Source organism: Burkholderia sp. BCC1638 (genome assembly GCF_902833195.1).
In the GTDB taxonomy this organism is placed as follows: Bacteria; Pseudomonadota; Gammaproteobacteria; order Burkholderiales; family Burkholderiaceae; genus Burkholderia; species Burkholderia diffusa.
The window spans coordinates 135,300-154,781 of record NZ_CADFEC010000004.1 but is presented as its reverse complement, the minus strand read 5'-3'; the positions used below and the strand labels follow the sequence as shown (position 1 = coordinate 154,781).

15 protein-coding genes are annotated in these 19,482 nt (G+C 68.8%); 4 read left to right on the top strand and 11 right to left on the bottom strand.

The window, feature by feature from the left end; translation table 11 throughout:
• Nucleotides 1–21: 21 nt before the first annotated feature.
• From HWX22_RS06045 to HWX22_RS06025, 5 genes are all read right to left on the bottom strand, one after another.
• Entirely contained in the window at nt 22–1,047 is a 1,026-nt protein-coding gene (locus tag HWX22_RS06045) for an adenosine deaminase (protein ID WP_059530071.1), read from the bottom strand.
• An 18-nt stretch (nt 1,048–1,065) separates the two neighbouring features.
• The gene (gene xdhC, locus HWX22_RS06040; RefSeq protein WP_175915214.1) at nt 1,066–2,070 is read right to left on the bottom strand and encodes a xanthine dehydrogenase accessory protein XdhC; all 1,005 of its coding nucleotides are present in this window, start codon (nt 2,068–2,070) and stop codon (nt 1,066–1,068) included.
• 613 nt (nt 2,071–2,683) lie between these two features.
• A complete protein-coding gene (locus tag HWX22_RS06035; protein WP_175915213.1) occupies nt 2,684–3,196 on the bottom strand; it encodes a disulfide bond formation protein B in 513 nt (170 codons plus the stop codon).
• Between the two features lie 149 nt (nt 3,197–3,345).
• Nucleotides 3,346–4,722, bottom strand: a complete 1,377-nt coding sequence (locus HWX22_RS06030; RefSeq protein ID WP_175915212.1) for an amidase — start codon at nt 4,720–4,722, stop codon at nt 3,346–3,348.
• A gap of 7 nt (nt 4,723–4,729) precedes the next feature.
• Nucleotides 4,730–5,410 (bottom strand): GntR family transcriptional regulator, encoded by a 681-nt coding sequence (locus HWX22_RS06025; RefSeq protein ID WP_175915211.1) that lies wholly within the window; start codon nt 5,408–5,410, stop codon nt 4,730–4,732.
• 278 nt (nt 5,411–5,688) lie between these two features.
• On the opposite strand from HWX22_RS06025, the gene HWX22_RS06020 reads away from it, so the two are divergent.
• Nucleotides 5,689–6,876 carry a type 1 glutamine amidotransferase gene (locus HWX22_RS06020; RefSeq protein WP_175907445.1) on the top strand — a complete coding sequence of 396 codons (1,188 nt, stop codon included), beginning with the start codon at nt 5,689–5,691 and terminating at the stop codon, nt 6,874–6,876.
• 114 nt (nt 6,877–6,990) lie between these two features.
• Nucleotides 6,991–7,683, top strand: coding sequence for a DUF2968 domain-containing protein (locus HWX22_RS06015; RefSeq protein WP_059816252.1), 693 nt, complete (start codon nt 6,991–6,993; stop codon nt 7,681–7,683).
• 77 nt (nt 7,684–7,760) lie between these two features.
• Here HWX22_RS06015 and HWX22_RS06010 read toward each other — a convergent pair whose 3' ends face one another.
• Nucleotides 7,761–9,020, bottom strand: coding sequence for a hypothetical protein (locus tag HWX22_RS06010; RefSeq protein ID WP_244135192.1), 1,260 nt, complete (start codon nt 9,018–9,020; stop codon nt 7,761–7,763).
• A gap of 41 nt (nt 9,021–9,061) precedes the next feature.
• Between HWX22_RS06010 and HWX22_RS06005 the strand changes: the two genes are divergently transcribed.
• Nucleotides 9,062–10,357, top strand: a complete 1,296-nt coding sequence (locus HWX22_RS06005) for an MFS transporter (protein WP_175915210.1) — start codon at nt 9,062–9,064, stop codon at nt 10,355–10,357.
• A gap of 77 nt (nt 10,358–10,434) precedes the next feature.
• On the opposite strand, the gene HWX22_RS06000 is transcribed toward HWX22_RS06005, so the two are convergent.
• A complete protein-coding gene (locus tag HWX22_RS06000; RefSeq protein ID WP_175915209.1) occupies nt 10,435–12,345 on the bottom strand; it encodes a tetratricopeptide repeat protein in 1,911 nt (636 codons plus the stop codon).
• Between the two features lie 58 nt (nt 12,346–12,403).
• Here HWX22_RS06000 and HWX22_RS05995 point away from each other — a divergent pair, with 58 nt between their 5' ends.
• Nucleotides 12,404–14,068: an FAD-dependent monooxygenase gene (locus HWX22_RS05995; protein ID WP_175915208.1), complete on the top strand. Its 1,665-nt coding sequence runs from the start codon at nt 12,404–12,406 to the stop codon at nt 14,066–14,068.
• Between the two features lie 8 nt (nt 14,069–14,076).
• On the opposite strand, the gene HWX22_RS05990 is transcribed toward HWX22_RS05995, so the two are convergent.
• The 4 genes from HWX22_RS05990 to HWX22_RS05975 are packed head-to-tail and all read right to left on the bottom strand — an operon-like array spanning nt 14,077 to nt 19,379.
• Nucleotides 14,077–14,328: a formate dehydrogenase subunit delta gene (locus HWX22_RS05990; protein WP_059816236.1), complete on the bottom strand. Its 252-nt coding sequence runs from the start codon at nt 14,326–14,328 to the stop codon at nt 14,077–14,079.
• Between the two features lie 7 nt (nt 14,329–14,335).
• Nucleotides 14,336–17,287, bottom strand: a complete 2,952-nt coding sequence (fdhF, locus tag HWX22_RS05985; RefSeq protein ID WP_175907435.1) for a formate dehydrogenase subunit alpha — start codon at nt 17,285–17,287, stop codon at nt 14,336–14,338.
• Between the two features lie 17 nt (nt 17,288–17,304).
• On the bottom strand, nt 17,305–18,882 hold the full coding sequence (locus tag HWX22_RS05980) for a formate dehydrogenase beta subunit (protein ID WP_175915207.1): 1,578 nt from the start codon (nt 18,880–18,882) through the stop codon (nt 17,305–17,307).
• Nucleotides 18,879–19,379: an NAD(P)H-dependent oxidoreductase subunit E gene (locus tag HWX22_RS05975; RefSeq protein ID WP_175907431.1), complete on the bottom strand. Its 501-nt coding sequence runs from the start codon at nt 19,377–19,379 to the stop codon at nt 18,879–18,881. The genes HWX22_RS05980 and HWX22_RS05975 overlap by 4 nt, the downstream gene beginning before the upstream one ends.
• Nucleotides 19,380–19,482: the final 103 nt, after the last annotated feature.

Below are 19,482 nucleotides of genomic sequence, written 5' to 3'. Positions count from 1 at the left end.
AGCGAACCTCGATGCCGGCCGTCACGCGGCTTGCCAGTACGAATCGAGACGTGCGATCAGCGCATCGCGCTGCGCGGCGTCGACGAACGACGCCTCGAAGCCGTTGCGGATCACCGTGTGCACTTCGGCGTCCGTCAGTTGCAGCCCGTCGACCGTCGCGAAGTAGTTGTCGTTCACGTAGCCGCCGAAATAGGCCGGATCGTCGGAGTTGATCGTCACCGCGACGCCGCGATCGAGCAGCGCCTTCAGCGTGTGTTTCGTCATGTCGTCGAACACGCACAGCTTCAGGTTCGACAGCGGGCACACGGTCAGCGCCGTGCGCGTGCGCGCGAGGCGTTCGACGAGCGCCGCGTCCTCGATGCTGCGCACGCCGTGGTCGATCCGGTCGACCTTCAGCACGTCGAGCGCTTCGTGGATGTAGGCGGGCGGACCTTCCTCGCCCGCATGCGCGACGAGCTTCAGCCCGAGCGCACGCGCCTTCTCGAACACGCGCGCGAACTTCGTCGGCGGATGGCCGAGCTCGGACGAATCGAGACCGACGCCGATCAGCCGGTGGCGATAGCGTTCGAACAGCGGCAACGCGGATTCGAACGTCGCGAGCGCATCTTCTTCGGACAGGTGGCGCAGGAAACACAGGATCAGCTTGCTCGACAGCCCGCGCTGCTCGGCATCGGCGAGCGCGCGGTCGATGCCGGCAACGACCGTCTCGATCGGCACGCCGCGTTCGGTGTGCGTCTGCGGGTCGAAGAACAGCTCGGTGTGGACGACGTTGTCGGCGAGTGCGCGTTCGCAGTACGCGGCCGTCATGTCGTAGAAATCCTGCTCGGTCAGCAGCACGCTCGCGCCGGCGTAATAGATGTCGAGGAACGACTGCAGGTCGGTGAACGCATACGCGGCGCGCAGCGCGTCGATCGACTCGTACGCGAGCTTCACGCCGTTGCGCTGCGCGAGCGCGAAAATCAGTTCGGGCTCGAGCGAGCCTTCGATATGGATGTGCAGCTCCGCTTTCGGAGCGCGGGCGATCTTGTCCTTGAATGTCGGGGTCATGGCGTTGTTCTTGGTCGGTCAGAATTGTGGGGAAACCTGCACGGGCGCGTTCGCCTCGACGGCCTGCAGCAACTGCGCGGCCACCGAGATTGCGATCACTTCGGGTGCCTTGTCGACGATGCCTTCGACGCCGATCGGGCAGTGCATCCGCGCGACCTGGGCCGGATCGATGCCGATCGCCGCCAGCCGATGATCGAACTGCATGCGCTTGGTGCGCGAGCCGGTCATCCCGAAATACGCATAGTCGCCGCGCCGCAGGATGCGTTCGGCCAGCACGAAATCGAGTGCGTGGTCGTGCGTCATCACGACGAAGTACGCATGCGGCGGTGCCGTGTCGACGGCATCGGCCGGGCTGGCCACCGCGTCGATCGCGAGATTGCCGATCCCGGCGAGTGCGTCGGCCGGCGGGAACACCGCGTCGGGCCCGTCGATCCAGTGCACGTGGCACGGCAGCGTCGCCAGTACCTTCACGAGCGCGGTGCCGATGTGTCCCGCGCCGAACAGCACGACGGGGAACGCAAACGGCGCGATCGTTTCGGTCATCAGCGACACGCCGCCGGTTTCCCACAGCAGGCAATCGGCGTGCGCCGCGGGCGATTCGGGTTCGCTGAGCAGCGGCGCGCCCGGCGAGGGGCCGAATGATACGCTACGCACGGTCGCGGCGCCCGCCGCGACGCGCTTGGCGAGCGACATGATCCAGCCGAGGTCGCCGACGTCGAGCCGCTCGAACGCGAGCACGACCGCGCCGCCGCAGCACTGGCCGAGGCTCGGGCCGAGCGCGAGCCGTTCGAGCCGGCGTGCGTGGGGCACATGCGCGCCGTCCTTCAGCAGGTGACGTGCGATCTCGATCGCCTTCCATTCCAGATGACCGCCGCCGATCGTATGGCGGGCCGTGTCGCGCGTGACGAGCATCTTGGTGCCGGTCTCGCGCGGCGCGGAGCCGTCGGTGTGCGCGACCGTCACGAGCACGGCCGCTTCGCCGTGCGCGAGCAGTTGCTGCAAATCGCCGAGCCAGGCTTCCATCAGCACGCTCCGGTCGGGACGACGCGGCACGACGCGCGGCGCGGGCTGGCGGGCGCGGTGGCAACGAGGACGGATGGGAGCGACGCGGGCCGGCTGCCCGACTGATCCGGTGCGGCGGCCGTGCGCCGAAGGCGCGCGCGAACGACGCCGCGGGACGCGCGGACGCCATGAGGGTGACGGATGCGGATGGTTTGCGTTGTCATGATGAATCCAGTCGACATTGCGGATCGGGCGCGCGTTACGCAGGAGGTGAGACCGCTGGCCTCGCGCACGTAGATCGCCATCCAGTCGCGAAGATAGCACCGCAAGGCGGCGGAAACATTGCCGGGCGGTGATCCGGGCTATCAGGCGGCGATCATGTCGATCATAGGCCCGCCGCGCGGAATCGGGGCGCAGATGCACGGGCATCGGCCCGAAACGCATGTGCGGCGGGGCGTGCGCGCGGATGTCGCGCGACGTGCGTTCGCCCGGAAATCCAGGTTGCGGCGGGGGTAGGTGTTTACGCGCGGCGGGCAGGGTGCGGGCGCGTCGGGGCTGCGCTGGCGCAGCCAGGTGAGCGGCGCGACGCGCCTGCGCGGCCTCGACCGGTCGGCCGGACCGCGTGGCGCGCCGGTCAGCCTGCCAGCTTGCGGCGATGGCGCCAGAGGCTCGAGGCGACGGTAATCAGGATCGCGGCGAAGCCGATCAGCGCCCAGCCCGGCAGCAGGATGCCGAAGATCGGCGGGTAGACCGTCTCGCACAGGCCGGCGACCTTGAACATGCCGGGGAACCACTGGGCGGGCGGCAGGCTGTCGACGATCGGCTGCAACGTGTCGAAGCCGCAGCTGAAGCCCGGATTCATCTGGATCGACAGGTGCCGCGCGGCGGTGCCGACGCCGCCGGCCGCGGCGATCGCGATCAGCAGCTCGAGCACCCAGATGCCGCGCCAGTTGCGCATCCCGGCCGCCAGGAACGCGAAGATCCCGATCGCCGCGAAGAAGTAGCGCTGGATGATGCACAGCGGGCACGGATCTTCGTTCTTCACGTACTGCAGATAGAGCGCGCCGGCCAGCAGGGCGATGCACACCCATCCGAGCAGCATCAGCAGGCGGCGTTCACGGCGGAGTGCGAGCGTGGAGTCGTTCATGTCGGCGGGATTCCTGTCGTTGGTCGGTCCGATAAACAATCGCGCGATTTTAGCGCGAACGATCTGGCACGAAACTGACAGCGCACGTGCGGCACCCCGCCGCAGCCACTGCGTCCGGGGCATCTGCCGCCGTCATTGCGCCCGTGCGGTCACCGGATCGTGTTCAGCACGGCTTCGACCGCCTGGCCGATCGCGAGCAGCGCGTCGTCGCGATGCGGCGCGGCCGCGAGCATCAGGCCGACCGGCGCTGCGTCGCGCGGATGGCACGGCAGCGACAGCGCGCAGGCGTCGAGGAAGTTGAACGCGCTCGGGTTGCGAAGGATCAGCGCGTTGGTGCGCGTGAAGGCGGCGTCGTCCGCTTCGAGTTCGGCGATGCGCGGCGGCACGACCGGCACCGTCGGCGCGACGAGCGCGTCGAAGCGCGACCAGACCGTGTGCGCCGCTTCGTCCAGCATCGCCTGGCGGGCGGCGACCAGGTCGAGATAGTCGGCCGCGCTCGCCGGCTCGCCCTTCAGGATGCGCGACAGCACGCGCGGATCGTATTGGTCGCGGTGCTGCGCGAGCAGCGGGCGATGCCACGCGTAGGCCTCGATCGGCGAGAAGCCGAAGCGGTTGATGTCCGGCAACCGGTCGAGCGCGGAAAAGCGCACTTCCGTGACGATCGCGCCGGCGGCTTCGAGATGTTTCAGCGATGCGTCGAGCGCGGCGGCGACATCGGCGTCGACGCCGTCCGTCACATAGTTGGTCAGCACGCCGAGCCGCACGCCTTCGAGCGGTCGCGCTGCCGGCACGTGCGGCTCGAGGCCCGCGAGCATGCGGTCGACGAGCGCGCAGCAGGCGACCGTCAGGCCGATCGGGCCGAACGAGTCGAGCGTGGTCGACAGCGGCACGCCGCCTTGCGTCGGGATCCGGCTCGCGGTCGGCTTGAAGCCCGTGAGCCCGCACAGCGCGGCCGGAATGCGGATCGAGCCGCCGGTGTCGGTGCCGAGCGCGACGGCCGCCATCCCGTCGGCGACGGACGCGGCCGCGCCGGACGACGAGCCGCCGGCAATCCGCGCGTCGCCCGGCACGTCGCGGCGGTATGGCGAGCGCGGCGTGCCGAAGTGCGGATTCAGGCCGAGCCCCGAGAACGCGAACTCGCTCATGTTGGTGCGGCCGACCAGCACCGCGCCCGCGCGCTTGAGCCGCGCGACGGCGACCGCGTCGGACTTGGCGGGCGGCGCGCCGTCGAGCACGCGCGAGCCGGCGCGCGTCACCTGGCCCGCGACGTCGAACAGATCCTTCACAGACACGGGGATGCCCGCGAGCGGCGACAGCACCGTGCCCGCCGCACGCAGGCGGTCGTGGGCATCGGCGGCCGCGCGCGCGTTGTCGGCGTCGACTTCGGTGAAGACGGCGGCACCCTGGCCGGACGGATCGGTGATCCGGTCGAGCGCGACGTCGACGAGCGCGCGGCTCGTGGTCCGGCCGGCGGCGAGGTCGGCGGCGAGCTGGGCGAGCGGAGGGAAGGGCGTGAAGGTGGTCATGGGCGGCTCAGGGACGAAGATGTTGGACAAGCGTGGCGCGAAACGAATCGATATGGCGTTCGACGGCCGTGCGCGCGCCGGCGGCATCGCGCGCGGACAGCCGTTCGAACAATTCGAGGTGTTCGCGCTGGACCTCGGACAGGTGGCGCGGCTCGGACAGCGTGACGAACCAGAAGCGCAGCGAGCGTTCGTGCAGCGCGCGCAGGATTTCCGCGAGCACGGTGTTGCGTGCCGCCGCGGCAATCGTCTGATGAAACGCGCGGTCGAGCTCCATCATGCCTTCGACGTCGTGCGTGTCGACGCAGGCCTGCCCGTCGTCGAGCAGCGCGGCCATGCGCGCGAAATCGTCGGGCGTCGCATGGCGGGCGGCGAGTTCGACGCAATGCGCTTCGTTGATGCGGCGCACGTCGATCACCGCGACGATGTCGTCGAGCGACAGCGGCTGCACCATCAGCCCCTTGCGCGGCATCACTGACAGCAGCCCTTCGAGCACCAGCCGGTGGACGGCCTGATGGACGGGCGTGCGGCCGATGCCGGTGCGTGCGACGAGGTCGGCTTCGTTGAGCGCGGCGCCGGGCTTCAGGCGCATCGTGATGATGTCGCGCTGGATCAGCGCGTACGCGCGATCGGCGAGGCTGACCGCTGATGCGGCGGGCCGGTCGTGGAGGGCGTCGGTCAGGTCGTTCATGCGGGCGGCGGCGCGGTGGCCGGGCAGGGCGCGATCATGGCGCGGTCGATCGGGTAGCGCGGGCGATTCGTGAATATTATTGTGATATATCACTGATGTCCAGTTGGCCCGGGCGACTGTCGATGTTGTCGAACGGGGCCGGTGATGCGCGTCGCGGCGGATGCGACGAGTTGCAACAATATCGACAGGATGTTGCTCGTTTACCGCGCGATCGTGCACTGAAGCATAATGAATCCTCGTCAATCCACCACGCGCGAGCGACGTACCAGACCATCGTCATGAGCGAAAACACGCCTTCCCCGGCCGGTCTGCCCGGCACCTCTTCCGCTTCTACCGATTCCCCCCGTTCCAGTCCGGCGCATACGCCGGAGGCGCCCGCCACGCGGGCTGCCGCCGCGCAGATCGTCGCGGCGGACGGCGCGTCGCCGGTCACGGCGGCGTCCGAGCCCGGCGCCGCGGGCACGACAGGCGCTGCCTCAGAAGGCCGTGCAGTGCCGCCGAAACACGGTGCCGCGCCGCCCGGTTTCGGCGCGCAGCCCGATTTCGACACGCCGCGTCCGCCGCCCGCGAGCGCGCAGAACGCGCCGCCGGCGTACCTGAAGCAAAGCGACACGCCGTGGTCGGTGTTCGGCCGGATCGTCGCGGCGCGCGCACGCCGGATCTTCGATCGCGCCGGCCAGCGGATCACGCAGCGCACGCTGCGCATCGGCGTGTCGGCGCGGATCTTCCATCCGGAGCCGGGCGCGAAGGGGCTGCGCGGCAAGACGCTACAGTATCTCGAGGAATCGATCGCGCACTGGGTGATGTCGCGCGACGTGCTCGTGTTCATGATCCCGACCGTCGGTCACCAGGGCATGCTGCATCCGAGCAACATCCGCCTGCGCGACTACGCGAAGCATCTCGACGGCCTGCTGCTGCAAGGCGGCGCCGACGTGTCGCCGCAAACCTACGCGGCGTCGGATGCGCGCCCCGAGTGGCCGGGCGACCGCGTGCGCGACATGTACGAGCTCGAGCTGTTTCACGAGTTCGTCGAGTCCGGCAAGCCGGTGCTCGGCGTGTGCCGTGGCGCCCAGCTGATCAACGTCGCGTTCGGCGGGTCGCTGTACCAGGACATCGCGACGGACGTGCCGACCGCGAATGCGCACGTGAGCGAGCATTACGACCAGCATCGCCACGCCATCCGCTTCCCCGACTCGTCGACGCTCGCGAGCATGTTCCCCGGGCGCAGCGAAGCGATCGTGAACTCGATCCACCATCAGGCGATCCGCGATCTCGGCCGCGATCTGAACATCGAGGCCGTGTCGGCCGGCGACGGGATCATCGAAGGCATTCGCTACCGGCGTGCGCCGTTCGTCGTCGGCGTGCAATGGCACCCGGAGTTTCATCGTGCCGGCGGCTCCGAGTTGCTCGACTGCACGCCGCTGCTCGATGCGTTCCTGCGCGCCGCTCGCGAGACCCGCCTGTAACCCGTTCTTGTATTGCCGCGCAGGAAAGCCGGCCGCATCCCGATAAATTCGAGATGCGGCCGTTTCGTTTTGAACGATAATCGCGACTCCCGATTCGTTCGACGGAGTCTGACGTTGGCCTTCCGAGATTTTTCCCCTGCACGATGCGCGACGTGGATCGTTGCGCTGGCCGCCTGCGCGCACGCGGGCGCGGCGTGGTCCGACGCGACCGCGCCGGTCGCGGGCACGCGCCCCGCGGTGACGAGCCTGAGCGGCGATGCGGCGACCGCGGCGCCGGCGTCCGCCACGGAGGCCGCGGCGCAAGGCAACGTCGCTGAACTCACGCAGATGCTGCATGACGGCCGAATCGTCGAGATGCGCACCACCTACAACGGCAGCTATGGCGCAAGCCTGATGTTCGATCCGCGCGAGATGACGTATTACGTCGCACTGTTTCAGGACAAGCATCTGTGGCGCGTGATCAGGTCGCAGGAGAAGAACCGCGCGGAGATGGTGTACGCGAACTTCGTCCAGCAGACGGCGCAGCTCGCGGATGTCGAAATTCGTCGCACCGAACTCCAGGCGCAGAAGACGTTCCTCGAACGCGTGATCGCGCTGCAGGCGAATCGCGCGCAGCAACTGCAGGCGGATCTGAATATCGCGCGCGGCCAGCAGGCCGAGGTCGCGCAGCGGCAGAAGGCGGAGCAGGAGCAGACGCAGGCACTGCAGATCGAGAAGCGGGCCGCGCAGGTGCAGTTGCGTGATCTGCAGGAGCAGGTACGGCAACTCGAGCGGCAGTCCGAAACGGGATTGCCTGCGCACAAGTGACGATTCGGTCCGATGGACCAACGGACGGACAAAAAACCCGGCGAAGCTTGCTTCGCCGGGTTTTTTGTTGGGCGCTGTCAGCGGGTGAGCGTATCCGGTACGTCGGTCAGGCGGCGATGGGACAATTGCGCTGTCCAGTCGAAGCCGGCGACGGGCGCATTGGCCGCCGGTGCCGGGCGATCGGCCTGCAGCGCGTTCGCCACCGCGATAAGCGTGAGCGGATCGTCGAGCGGGTCGCGGGGGGCTCCGGGATGCGCAGGCGAACCGACGCGATCGGGCGTCTGCGTGCGCGACGCGTGGTGAGTGACTGACGGGCGGGCGGTGAATCGCGGCGCGGAAGGTGCTTGTACGCGTGCCGTTGCCGTGCGCCTGTTGTCCGAACGATGAGGCGTCGGCGGCGCTGCCGTGGCGACGCGCTGAACGTTCGGTGTCGTGTCGGCACGGCGCGGCGCTGGATTGGTCGTCGCGCCGCGTGTGACGGGCGCGCCTGTGGAGGGCGTCGCAACCGGCCGCACCGCGACGGGCTGAGCCGGCGCGATGGTCGGTGTGGCGGGCGCCACCGCGGCCGTTTGCACGGCACCCATGGACTGCACGGCGTGCTTCGGCTCGACGCCAACGGTCTGCATCGCGGGCGCAGGCGCGAAACCCGGGAACGGCTCGTGCGCGGCGATCAACCAGCCGATGATGCCGAGTGCGCCAATGCTCCAGCAGGCGGCGTGCCGCGCACGCCGGTCATGCGCGCGACCGGCGGCATGCTCGATGTGCTGGCCGGCGGCGCGCGCCGCAACGGCCGGTACACCGGCAGACACCGGGCGCGCGGCGGGCGGCGATTGCCAGCGGCACATGCGATGCGGTGCTTCGACGTCGATGCACGAGGTCTTCAGGATGGCAGCGCAGCGCGTGCCGAGCCGGGTACCGGGCGTGCCGCGGAACGTCCATTCGCGGCCGAACGGCGGCACGCCGTCGAGGGGCGCGACACGAGGGCGGGCAAGCGGACCTTCGACGGAAACGAGAGGCGTTGGGATCATGAGGGCGGTACGCGGTGCGACACGGGCGACGATGCCGGCCGCGGCGCGAATAGCGTGGCGAGTCGTGACATTGTGGTGAGTCGCCGGCGACCTGTCGATCAGACCGATCTGATTTTCGTGCGTTTTTCGAGGCGATTCGTACGAGACGTACGCGGCGACGTTGATCACGGCCCCGGCCCAAGGCAATTGTCGGCTTCGCGTGGCATCATTTGCCGACCATGCCGGCGTGCACATCGTTGCGCGGCGTGCCGTCGGCTGGCAGCGATGTTCGTGCGTGCCGGTCCGGTGCCACTGCATCGTCGGATCCATACGGCGCCGATGTCGCGCCATCCGCGCCGAGAGAGAACAACATGTCCACAGCAACACACGCCGTCGCCCGGGAATCGAAGGTTCGTACCGTGTTCCGGGTCGTCAGCGGCAACTTCCTGGAAATGTACGACTTCATGGTCTACGGGTATTACGCGTCGGCCATCGCGAAAACCTATTTTCCGAGCGGCAACGCGTTCGCGTCGCTGATGCTGTCGCTATCCGTGTTCGGCGCGGGCTTCCTGATGCGCCCGGTCGGCGCGATCGTGCTCGGCGCATACATCGACCACCACGGCCGCCGCAAGGGGCTGATCCTGACGCTTGGGCTGATGGCGCTCGGCACGCTCACGGTGGCCGCGATACCCGGCTATGCGACGATCGGCGTGCTCGCGCCGGTGCTCGTGCTGCTCGGCCGGTTGCTGCAGGGCTTTTCCGCGGGCGTCGAACTCGGCGGCGTGTCGGTCTACCTGTCGGAAATCGCGACGAAGGGCCACAAGGGGTTCTATACATCGTGGCAATCGGGCAGCCAGCAGGTGGCGGTCGTGTTCGCCGCGTTCGTCGGCGTGCTGCTGAACCGCGCGCTGCCGGTCGAGGACATGACCGCGTGGGGCTGGCGCATTCCGTTCCTGATCGGCTGTCTGATCGTCCCGTTCCTGTTCCTGATCCGTCGTTCGCTGAAGGAGACCGACGAATTCCTTGCGAAGCGTCATCGTCCGACGATGGGCGAGATCATGCGTTCGATGCTCGAGAACTGGGGTGTCGTGATCGCCGGCATGGGGATGGTGATCATGACGACGGTGTCGTTCTACATGATCACGGCCTACACGCCGACATTCGGCAAGGAAGTGCTGCACCTGTCGTCGCTCGACGCGCTCGTCGTGACCGTCTGCGTCGGCCTGTCCAATCTCGTCTGGCTGCCGCTGTCCGGCGCGCTGTCGGATCGCATCGGCCGCCGCCCGGTGCTGATCGCGTTCACGGTGCTCACGCTGCTGTCGGCCTACCCGGCCGTGCTGTGGCTCGTGGCCGATCCGTCGTTCCTGCGGCTGCTGGCCGTCGAGCTGTGGCTGTCGTTCCTGTACGGCTCGTACAACGGCGCGATGGTCGTCGCGCTGACCGAAGTCATGCCGGCCGACGTGCGCACTGCCGGCTTCTCGCTCGCGTACAGCCTTGCGACGACGATCGGCGGTTTCACGCCGGCGATCTCGACGTTGCTGATCCACCAGACGGGCAACAAGGCGGCGCCGGGGCTGTGGCTGAGCGTCGCCGCGATCTGCGGATTGATCGCGACGCTCGTGCTGTATCGCACGCCCGAATCGCGCAACCAGTACAAGGCGGCCTGACGCCACCCGCGTCGCATCGCGTCGAATGAATAAAGGAGCGCGTCGCGCTCCTTTTTTTCATCTGCGTGCGGCCGTGGTCAGGCGTCGCGCAGCGCGCCGGCGACCGCCGTCGCCACGTCGAGCCATTGCCCCGGTGCGGACTGGCGGGCGAGCCGCGCGTGCGGATACCACGGGCAATCGTCGCCGGTGAACCAGCGCCAGTCGGGCGCGAACGGCAGCATGATCCACAGCGGCTTGCCGAGTGCGCCCGCGAGGTGCGCGACCGCCGTGTCGATCGTGACGACGCCGTCGAGCCGTTCGATCAGCGCGGCCGTGTCGGCGAAGTCGTTCAGTCGCCCGTCGAGGCGATGCACGCGCGGATGCGCGTCGACGCGCGCGCGTTCATCTTCGTCGAGCGCCGGTTGCAGCACGACCCAGTCGATGTCCGGCAGCGCGAGCAGCGGCGCGAGCGCGTCGAACGGCATCGAGCGGTTTTCCTGCGCCTGCCGGCGCCCTGACCACGCGAGACCGAACTTGCGCTTCGACTGGCCGCCGAGCGAGCCGCGAAAGCGCCGGTGCGCGTTGTCCGGCGCGTCGAGGTAGCGTCTGCCCGCGACGATGTCGGCCGGCTGCAGGCCGAGCAGGAACGGCAGGCTCATCAGCGTGCACGCGACGTCCGCCGCCGGTGGCTTCGCGGCGCCCTGTGCGACGAGCGTCACGCGCCAGCGTGCCGCGGCCGGCGCGAGCAGCGTGACGAGTTCCGGCTGCACTTCGAGCACGACGCGCGCGCAGCGCGCGCGCGCGAGCGGCACGAAGCGGACGAACTGCAGCGTGTCGCCGAAGCCCTGTTCCGCGCGGATCAGCAGCGTGCGCGACGCAATCGGCTCGCCTTGCCAGCGCGGCAGCGTGCCGAGCGGCGTCGCGCCGGGCGTGTCGTGACGCGTTTCGTATGCGGGCAGGCCGCGCGTGAAGTCGCCCAGCGTCAGCAGCGTGACGGCGCGATGCAGGTGCGCGAGTTTGAGGTCGGGAGCGACGCGCAGCGCCTGGTCGTACGCGCGCAGCGCCATCTCGTGCGCGCCGAGTGCGTGATGTGCGTTGCCGAGGTTCAGCCACGCGAGACTGAACGACGGATCGAGGCCGACCGCGCGTTCGTAATAGGGCAGCGCTTCGCGCTGGCGTGCCTGCGCGCACAGCGCGTTCGCAAGCCCGAAAAGGGCGAGCGGGAACGGCGGGTGCAGCGCGAGCGCGGCTTCGAATGCGGCGGCGGCTTCGGCGTGACGGCCGACCGCCTCGAGCGTGTTGCCGAGATTGAAATGCGCGGCGACGAAGCGCGGCTGCGCGGCGATCGCCGCCTGGAAGTGCGCGATCGCGTCGTCGGCCCGGCCCGTCGCGTTCAGCGCCATCGCGAGATTGTTGTGCGCGCCGGCATGCCCGGGCCGCAACTCAAGAGCGCGATGGAATGCGGCGAGCGCGTCGTCGTGACGGCCGAGGGCATTCAGCGCGTTGCCGAGGTTGTTGTGGATCGATGCGTCGTCGGGCGTGAGCCGGAGCGCGCGGCCGAACGCGTCGATGGCATCCTCGTGGCGCTGCAGTGCCGCATACGCGTTGCCGAGGTTGTAGTGCGCGAGCGGAAATTCGGGCGCGAGCGTGAGCGCGTTGCGAAAGCGGTCGATCGCTTCGTCGAGTCGGCCGAGCGCCTTCAGCGCGTTGCCGAGATTGAGCTGCAGCGCGGCATCGTTCGGGCGCAGGTCGACCGCACGCCCGACGAGATCGGCCGCCTCGGCATGCTGGCCCTGCTGGTGCCGCAGCACGCCGAACAGATGCAGTGCGTCGGCGTCGGCGGGATTGGTGGCGAGGGCGGTGCGATAGCCGTGCTCGGCCTCGGCGAGGCGGCCCGCGCGGTGCGCGGCATACGCTCGGTCGAATGCGGAATCCATGACGCGAAAACTGACGGAAAGCGCGTATTTTCCCACACTGCGCGGGAGTACCCCAGATCGGCCGGTCGGCATATGGCCCCGTCACGCGGAGCGGCGTAGACTTGCACAATCGCGTGTCATCGAGGTTCTCATGGCTGACACACTGCTCGATATCCCGCCCGTGCTGATCGTCGGCGCGGGCCCGACCGGCCTTGCAGCCGCAATGGCGCTCGCGCGTGCCCGCGTGCCGGTGCGCATCATCGACCGGCTCGCCGCGCCCGCACCGTATTCGCGCGCGATCGGCATCCAGGCGCGCACGCTCGAACTGCTGGAGCAGCATCGCGCGGTCGAACCGTTTCTCGCGTTGGGCCATCGTGCGCATGCGGCCGCACTGCATGCGGACGGCCGCGTGATCGCGCGGCTCGATTTCGATCCACTGCAAACACGCTATCCGTATTTGCTGTTTCTCGACCAGAGCATCACCGAGCGGCTGCTCGCCGAGCACCTGGCCGGTTTCGGCGTGACGGTCGAACGCGGCGTCACGCTGACCGCGTGCGAAGCGGGCGGTACGTCGCTCGACGTGACGATCCGCGGCGTCGACGGTCGTGAACAGGCGTTCGCTCCGTCGTACCTGATCGCCGCCGACGGCGCGCACAGCACGGTGCGCCATCTGCTCGGCCTGGGCTTCGCCGGGCATGCGTTCGAGCAGACCTTCCTGCTTGCCGATTTCGCGGCGATACCCGACTGGCCGGACGAGGAGATCCACCTGTTCACGACGCCGGACGGCATCGCGGGGCTGTTTCCGATGGGCGGCGGCCGCTACCGGCTTGTCGCCGACCGGCCGCCCGGCGGCGACGCACCGCCCGATGCGCCGACCCCGCCGACCCCGACGCTCGACGAATGCGAGGCGATCGTGCGCGCTCGCGTTGGCGCGTCGATCGCGCCGAGCGATCTCGCGTGGTCGGCGTATTTTCGTCTGCATAGCCGGATGGTCGACCGGCTGCGTCACGGGCGCGTGTTCTTCGCGGGTGACGCCGCGCACGTTCACAGCCCGGCGGGTGCGCAGGGCATGAACACGGGTATCCAGGAAGCGTTCAATCTCGGCTGGAAGCTCGCGCGCGTGCTTGGCGCGGGCACGCCGGAGCGGCTGCTCGACACGTATCACGCGGAGCGCCATCCGATCGAGCGCGATGTATTGCGGCAGACCGGCTTCATCACGCAGATCGTCGAAGCCGACCACGGCGCGATGAAGCTGCTGCGCGATCATGTCGTGCCGCTGCTGGCGTCGTTCGGGCCGGTGCGTGACGCGGTGCGCCGCACCGTCAGCGAGCTCGGTGTGCAATACCGGAAAAGCCCGCTCACGCTCGAACGCGTGCTCGATGGCGGGCCGCGCGCAGGCGAGCGTGCACCCGACGCGCTCGTGCACGTGGTCGACGGGCCGCTCGGCCGGGCGCCCGGGACCGCGCGACTATACGACCTGCACGATCCGGCGAGCTTTACGCTGCTGCTGCTCGAGGAGCCGGCAGGTGCCGACACGGGCGATACCGCCGATGTGCCGCCGATGCCCGCGGACGCGCAGGCGCTCGTGCAGGGGCTGGAGCGGATTATGCCGGGCGCCGTGCGAACCTGGCGCGTCGCCGATGCCGAAAGCGACGGCACGGACGGGCTCGCGCAGGTATACGGCCGTTCGAGGCCGTCGTTCTACCTGCTGCGCCCCGATGGCTACATCGCGGTGCGCGGCCGTACCGCCACCGACGCGAACGCGCTGCTGCGCCATTGCGAAAGCTGGTTCGCGGGCATGCCGGTGCCCGCGTAGCGGAGCGCTCAGGCGGGGGCCGCGGCCGGCGTGAGCGATGCGCGGTGCGCGGCGATCGCGTCGCGCACGATCGGCGCGGCGCGTTGCCCGGCTTCGCTCGATGGATCGTCGAGCGCGGCGAGTAGCGCGCGCCGCATCCGCGGTTCCCAGAAGCGCCGGATGTGTTCGGCGATGCCGGCCAGCGCTTCTTCGCGATCGGGCATAGATTCGAAGAAAGCGCCGATCTGGTTGGCCATGTCGATCAGGTGTCCGATGTCCATCGCGTCCTCACTTGCCCGTCGTCGCGGCAGCCGGCGTGGCGGCGCGGCGCTCGAGCAGATCGAGCTGCTCCGAGTTGAAGCGTGCATACGCGCGCTGCCAGTCCGACGGCTGCGCAACCGGCAGCACCTGCACGGCCGTGACCTTGTATTCCGGGCAGTTCGTGGCCCAGTCGGAGCTGTCCGTCGTGATCACGTTCGCCCCTGACTCGGGGAAGTGGAACGTCGTGTACACGACACCCGGCTGCATGCGGTCGGACACGAGCGCACGCAGTACCGTCTGGCCGGCCCGCGATTCGATGCCGACCCAGTCGCCGGTCCGGATCCCGCGATCCTCCGCATCGTGCGGATGAATCTCGAGGCGATCCTCTTCGTGCCACCGGACGTTCTCGGTCCGGCGCGTCTGCGCGCCGACGTTGTATTGCGACAGGATGCGGCCCGTGGTCAGGATCAGCGGATAGCGCTGCGTGACCTTTTCAGGCGTCGGAATGTACTGCGTGATCACGAACCGGCCCTTGCCGCGCACGAACGCGTCGATGTGCATCGTCGGCGTGCCGTCCGGTGCGGCTTCGTTGCACGGCCACTGGATGCTGCCGAGCGCGTCGAGTTTCTCGTACGACACGCCAGAGAAGGTCGGCGTGAGCCGCGCGATCTCGTCCATGATTTCGGACGGATGCGTGTAATGCATGTCGTAGCCGAGCGCCTGCGACAGCAGCAGCGTCACTTCCCAGTCGGCGTAACCCGCGAGCGGCGGCATCACCTTGCGTACGCGCGAGATGCGGCGCTCCGCGTTCGTGAACGTGCCGTCCTTCTCGAGGAACGTCGAGCCAGGCAGCAGCACGTGCGCGTATTTCGCGGTTTCGTTCAGGAAGATGTCCTGCACGACGATGCATTCCATCGACGACAGCGCGGCCGCGACGTGCTGCGTGTTCGGGTCCGACTGGACGATGTCCTCGCCCTGGCAGTAAAGCCCCTTGAAGCTGCCGTCGAGCGCCGCGTCGAACATGTTCGGGATGCGCAGCCCCGGTTCCGGTTGCAGCGTGGCCGACCATGCTTCCTCGAACTGGCTGCGCACGATTGCGTCGCTGATGTGCCGGTAGCCGGGCAGCTCGTGCGGAAACGAACCCATGTCGCACGAGCCTTGCACGTTGTTCTGACCGCGCAGCGGATTGACGCCGACGCCTTCGCGGCCGATGTTGCCGGTCGCCATCGCAAGGTTCGCGATGCCCATCACCGTCGTCGAGCCTTGCGCGTGTTCGGTCACGCCGAGGCCATAGTAGATCGCGGCGTTGCCGCCGGTCGCATAGAGGCGTGCGGCCTCGCGCACCCGTTCGGCCGGTACGCCCGTCACCTCAGCGGTGGCCTCGGGCGAGTTCTCGGCGCGCGACACGAAGTCGCGCCATTGCTCGAACGCACGCGTGTCGCAGCGTTCGGCGACGAATGCATCGGCGACGAGCCCTTCGGTGACGATCACGTGCGCGAGCGCATTGACCATCGCGACGTTGGTGCCGGGGCGCAGCTGCAGGTGGTGCGTGGCCTTCACGTGCGGGCCGTCGACCACATCGATGCGGCGCGGGTCGATCACGATCAGCTTCGCGCCTTCGCGGATGCGCCGCTTCATGCGCGAGCCGAACACCGGGTGGCCGTCGGTCGGGTTCGCGCCCATCACGACGATCACGTCGGCCTGGCCGACCGACGCGAAGGTCTGGGTGCCGGCCGATTCGCCGAGCGTCGTCTTCAGGCCATAGCCGGTCGGCGAGTGGCACACGCGCGCGCAGGTGTCGACGTTGTTGTTGCCGAACGCGGCGCGCACAAGCTTCTGCACGAGGTAGGTTTCCTCGTTCGTGCAGCGCGACGACGTGATGCCGCCGATCGAATCGCGACCATATTTCTGCTGCAGCTTGCGGAATTGCGTTGCCGCGTAGGTCAGCGCCTCTTCCCAGCTGACTTCGCGCCACGGGTCGGTGATCTTCTCGCGGATCATCGGTTTCGTGATGCGGTCCTTGTGCGTTGCGTAGCCCCACGCGAAGCGGCCCTTCACGCACGCGTGGCCTTCGTTCGCGAGGCCGTTCTTGTGCGGCGTCATGCGCACGACCTGCGTGCCCTTCATCTCGGCCTTGAACGAGCAGCCGACGCCGCAGTACGCGCAGGTCGTGACGACCGAGTGCTCGGCCTGGCCGAGCTGGACGACGGATTTTTCCTGCAGCGTGGCGGTCGGGCACGCGGCGACGCAGGCGCCGCACGATACGCAGTCCGACGCCATGAACGATTCGCTTTCGCCGGCGGCGACGCGCGATTCGAAACCGCGCGCGGCGATCGTCAGCGCGAACGTGCCCTGCGTTTCCTCGCATGCGCGCACGCAGCGGTTGCAGACGATGCACTTCGACGGATCGTACGTGAAGTACGGATTCGATTCGTCCTTTTGCTCGCGCAGGTGATTTGCGCCGTCGAAGCCGTAACGCACTTCGCGCAGCCCGACGACGCCCGCCATGTCCTGCAGCTCACAGTCGCCGTTGGCGGGGCAGGTGAGGCAGTCGAGCGGGTGATCGGAGATGTACAGCTCCATCACGTTGCGGCGCAGCGACTGCAGCCGGTCCGACTGCGTGCGCACCTTCATCCCGGCTTCGGCGGGCGTCGTGCACGATGCCGGATAGCCGCGCCGGCCTTCGATTTCGACCAGGCACAGGCGGCACGAGCCGAACGGTTCGAGCGAATCGGTCGCGCAGAGCTTGGGCACATTGACGCCGGCTTCGATCGCGGCGCGCATCACCGACGTGCCGGCCGGCACTGTCACCGGCTGGCCGTCGATTTCGAGCGTGACGTCGGTATCGGCATGCCGTTGCGGCGTGCCGTAGTCGGTTTCGTCGAACGGATCGCGCACGCGCGCCTGCGCGGCGCTCTTGCACGCGCATTGGCCCGAGCCGCAGCCGCCTTGGCGGACGTTGTTCGTGTCGAGGGACATTCAGGGCTCCTTCTGGGTCAGGCCGCGGCCTTGACCGGACCCGACGCGGCTTGCTTGCCGGCAGCGAGCCCGAAATCTTCGGGGAAATGGTCGAGCGCGGACAGCACCGGGTAAGGCGTCATCCCGCCCATCGCGCACAGCGAGCCGGCGAGCATCGTGTCGCACAGATCGCGCAGCAGCGTGACCTGTCGCTCCGACTTGTCGCCCTGGCGAATGCGTGCGATCGTCTCGACGCCGCGCGTCGATCCGATCCGGCACGGCGTGCACTTGCCGCACGATTCGATCGCGCAGAACTTCATCGCGTATTCGGCGAGTTCCGCGAGATTCGACGTGTCGTCGTGCAGCACGATGCCGCCGTGGCCGACGACCGCGCCGATTGCCGTGTACGCCTCGTAGTCGAGTGGCACGTCCCACTGGTGTTCGGGCAGATAGGTGCCGAGCGGGCCGCCGACCTGGGCGGCGCGCGCGGGCCGGCCGCTGGCCGTGCCGCCGCCGTAGTCGAACAGCAGCTCGCGCAGCGTGACGCCGAACGCGAGCTCGACGAGGCCGCCGTAGCGGATGTTGCCCGCGAGCTGGAACGGCAGCGTGCCACGCGAGCGGCCCATCCCGTAGTCGCGATAGAACGCGGCGCCGCGCGCGAAGATCACCGGCGCGGTCGCGAGCGTGATCACGTTGTTGATCACGGTCGGCTGGCCGAACAGGCCGGCGAGCGCGGGCAGCGGCGGCTTCGCGCGCACGACACCGCGCTTGCCTTCGAGCGATTCGAGCAGCGCCGTTTCCTCGCCGCACACGTACGAGCCGGCGCCCTTTGCGACGTGCAGGTCGAATGCATGCGCGGAGCCGAGCACGCGTTCGCCGAGCCAGCCGGCTTCACGGGCGCGCTCAATCGCGGTTTCCAGTGCCGCGATCGCGTGCGGGTATTCGCTGCGCACGTAGATGTAGCCGAGCGTCGCGCCCGTCGCGATGCCCGCGATGATCATCCCTTCGATCAGGCAGTACGGATCGCTTTCCATGATCAGGCGATCGGAGAACGTGCCCGAATCGCCTTCGTCCGCGTTGCAGACGATGTACTTCTGCGTCGCGCTGGCCTGCCGGACGGTGCGCCATTTGATGCCGGCCGGGAAGGCTGCGCCGCCGCGGCCGCGCAGCCCCGATTCGATCAGCAATTCGCATGCGGCGCCGCCGTCGAGCGCGAGCGCGTTCTTCAGGCCGGCGAGGCCGTCGTGCTTCAGGTAATCGTCGATCGACAGCGGATCGGTCAGGCCGATGCGCGCGAACGTGAGGCGCTGCTGGCGCGCGAGATAGGGCAGGGCGTCGACGAGGCCGACGCCGCTCGGATGCGCGCCGCCGTCGAGCCAGTTCGCGTCGAACAGGGAGGGCACGTCGGCGGCCGACAGGTTCGCGTAGCCGGCGCGCCCGGCGGCCGTGCCGACCTCGACGAGCGGCTCGAGCCACAGCAGCCCGCGCGAGCCGTTGCGGATCAGTTCGATCGCGACGCCGCGCCGCTCGGCTTCCGCGACGATCGCGGCGGCGAGGGCGTCGGCGCCGAGCGCCAGCGCGGACGAATCGCGCGGAACGTAGATGCGGGTCGTCATGCGGCCTCCGGGGTGTGGGCGGTCGCGTCGGCGAGCAGGGCGTCGAACTTCTCCGGCGTGACCTTTGCGTGCAGCACGCCGTTGACCGTCATCGACGGCGATTGCGCGCACAGCCCGAGGCAGTAGACCGATTCGAGCGCGACGTCACCCGGCGCGTGCGCGTCGGCGCCACCGCCGTGCGCTGCATCGAACCGGCAACCCGTGCGCGCTTCCGCGTGCGCGGCCAGCGCTTCGCAGCCCATGCTGCGGCACGCCTCGGCGCGGCACATCTGGATCGTCACGCGCGCGGGCGGCGCGGTGCGGAAGTGGTGATAGTAGGTGAGCACGCCGTGCACTTCGGCGCGCGACAGATTCAGCGCCTTCGCGAGCGGCGCGACGCAGCCTGCCGGCACGTAGCCTGCGTCATCCTGGATCGCATGCAGGATCGCGACGAGCGAGCGGCCGGCACGCGCGTGGCGCTCGACGAGCGCGTCGGGCGCAGGGGAATTCGGGGACATCGGTTATGCTCCTCCAAAGTCTCATATGTGCCGCTAATTCATATAGTGCACATCGGGACTTCGTCCTGATTGATTTTGAGCAACGATAAGCGGAAGATTCCGC

Excerpts from the sequence above, each read along its gene's own strand:
- HWX22_RS05995 (WP_175915208.1), top strand. The coding sequence starts at position 12,404 with ATGGCTGACACACTGCTCGATATCCCGCCCGTGCTGATCGTCGGCGCG.
- HWX22_RS06045 (WP_059530071.1), bottom strand. The coding sequence starts at position 1,047 with ATGACCCCGACATTCAAGGACAAGATCGCCCGCGCTCCGAAAGCGGAG.
- HWX22_RS06035 (WP_175915213.1), bottom strand. The coding sequence starts at position 3,196 with ATGAACGACTCCACGCTCGCACTCCGCCGTGAACGCCGCCTGCTGATG.
- HWX22_RS05980 (WP_175915207.1), bottom strand. The coding sequence starts at position 18,882 with ATGACGACCCGCATCTACGTTCCGCGCGATTCGTCCGCGCTGGCGCTC.
- HWX22_RS06020 (WP_175907445.1), top strand. The coding sequence starts at position 5,689 with ATGAGCGAAAACACGCCTTCCCCGGCCGGTCTGCCCGGCACCTCTTCC.
- fdhF (WP_175907435.1), bottom strand. The coding sequence starts at position 17,287 with ATGTCCCTCGACACGAACAACGTCCGCCAAGGCGGCTGCGGCTCGGGC.
- HWX22_RS05975 (WP_175907431.1), bottom strand. The coding sequence starts at position 19,379 with ATGTCCCCGAATTCCCCTGCGCCCGACGCGCTCGTCGAGCGCCACGCG.
- HWX22_RS06000 (WP_175915209.1), bottom strand. The coding sequence starts at position 12,345 with ATGCCGACCGGCCGATCTGGGGTACTCCCGCGCAGTGTGGGAAAATAC.
- HWX22_RS06005 (WP_175915210.1), top strand. The coding sequence starts at position 9,062 with ATGTCCACAGCAACACACGCCGTCGCCCGGGAATCGAAGGTTCGTACC.
- xdhC (WP_175915214.1), bottom strand. The coding sequence starts at position 2,070 with ATGGAAGCCTGGCTCGGCGATTTGCAGCAACTGCTCGCGCACGGCGAA.
- HWX22_RS06025 (WP_175915211.1), bottom strand. The coding sequence starts at position 5,410 with ATGAACGACCTGACCGACGCCCTCCACGACCGGCCCGCCGCATCAGCG.
- HWX22_RS06010 (WP_244135192.1), bottom strand. The coding sequence starts at position 9,020 with ATGGATCCGACGATGCAGTGGCACCGGACCGGCACGCACGAACATCGC.
- HWX22_RS06030 (WP_175915212.1), bottom strand. The coding sequence starts at position 4,722 with ATGACCACCTTCACGCCCTTCCCTCCGCTCGCCCAGCTCGCCGCCGAC.
- HWX22_RS05990 (WP_059816236.1), bottom strand. The coding sequence starts at position 14,328 with ATGGACATCGGACACCTGATCGACATGGCCAACCAGATCGGCGCTTTC.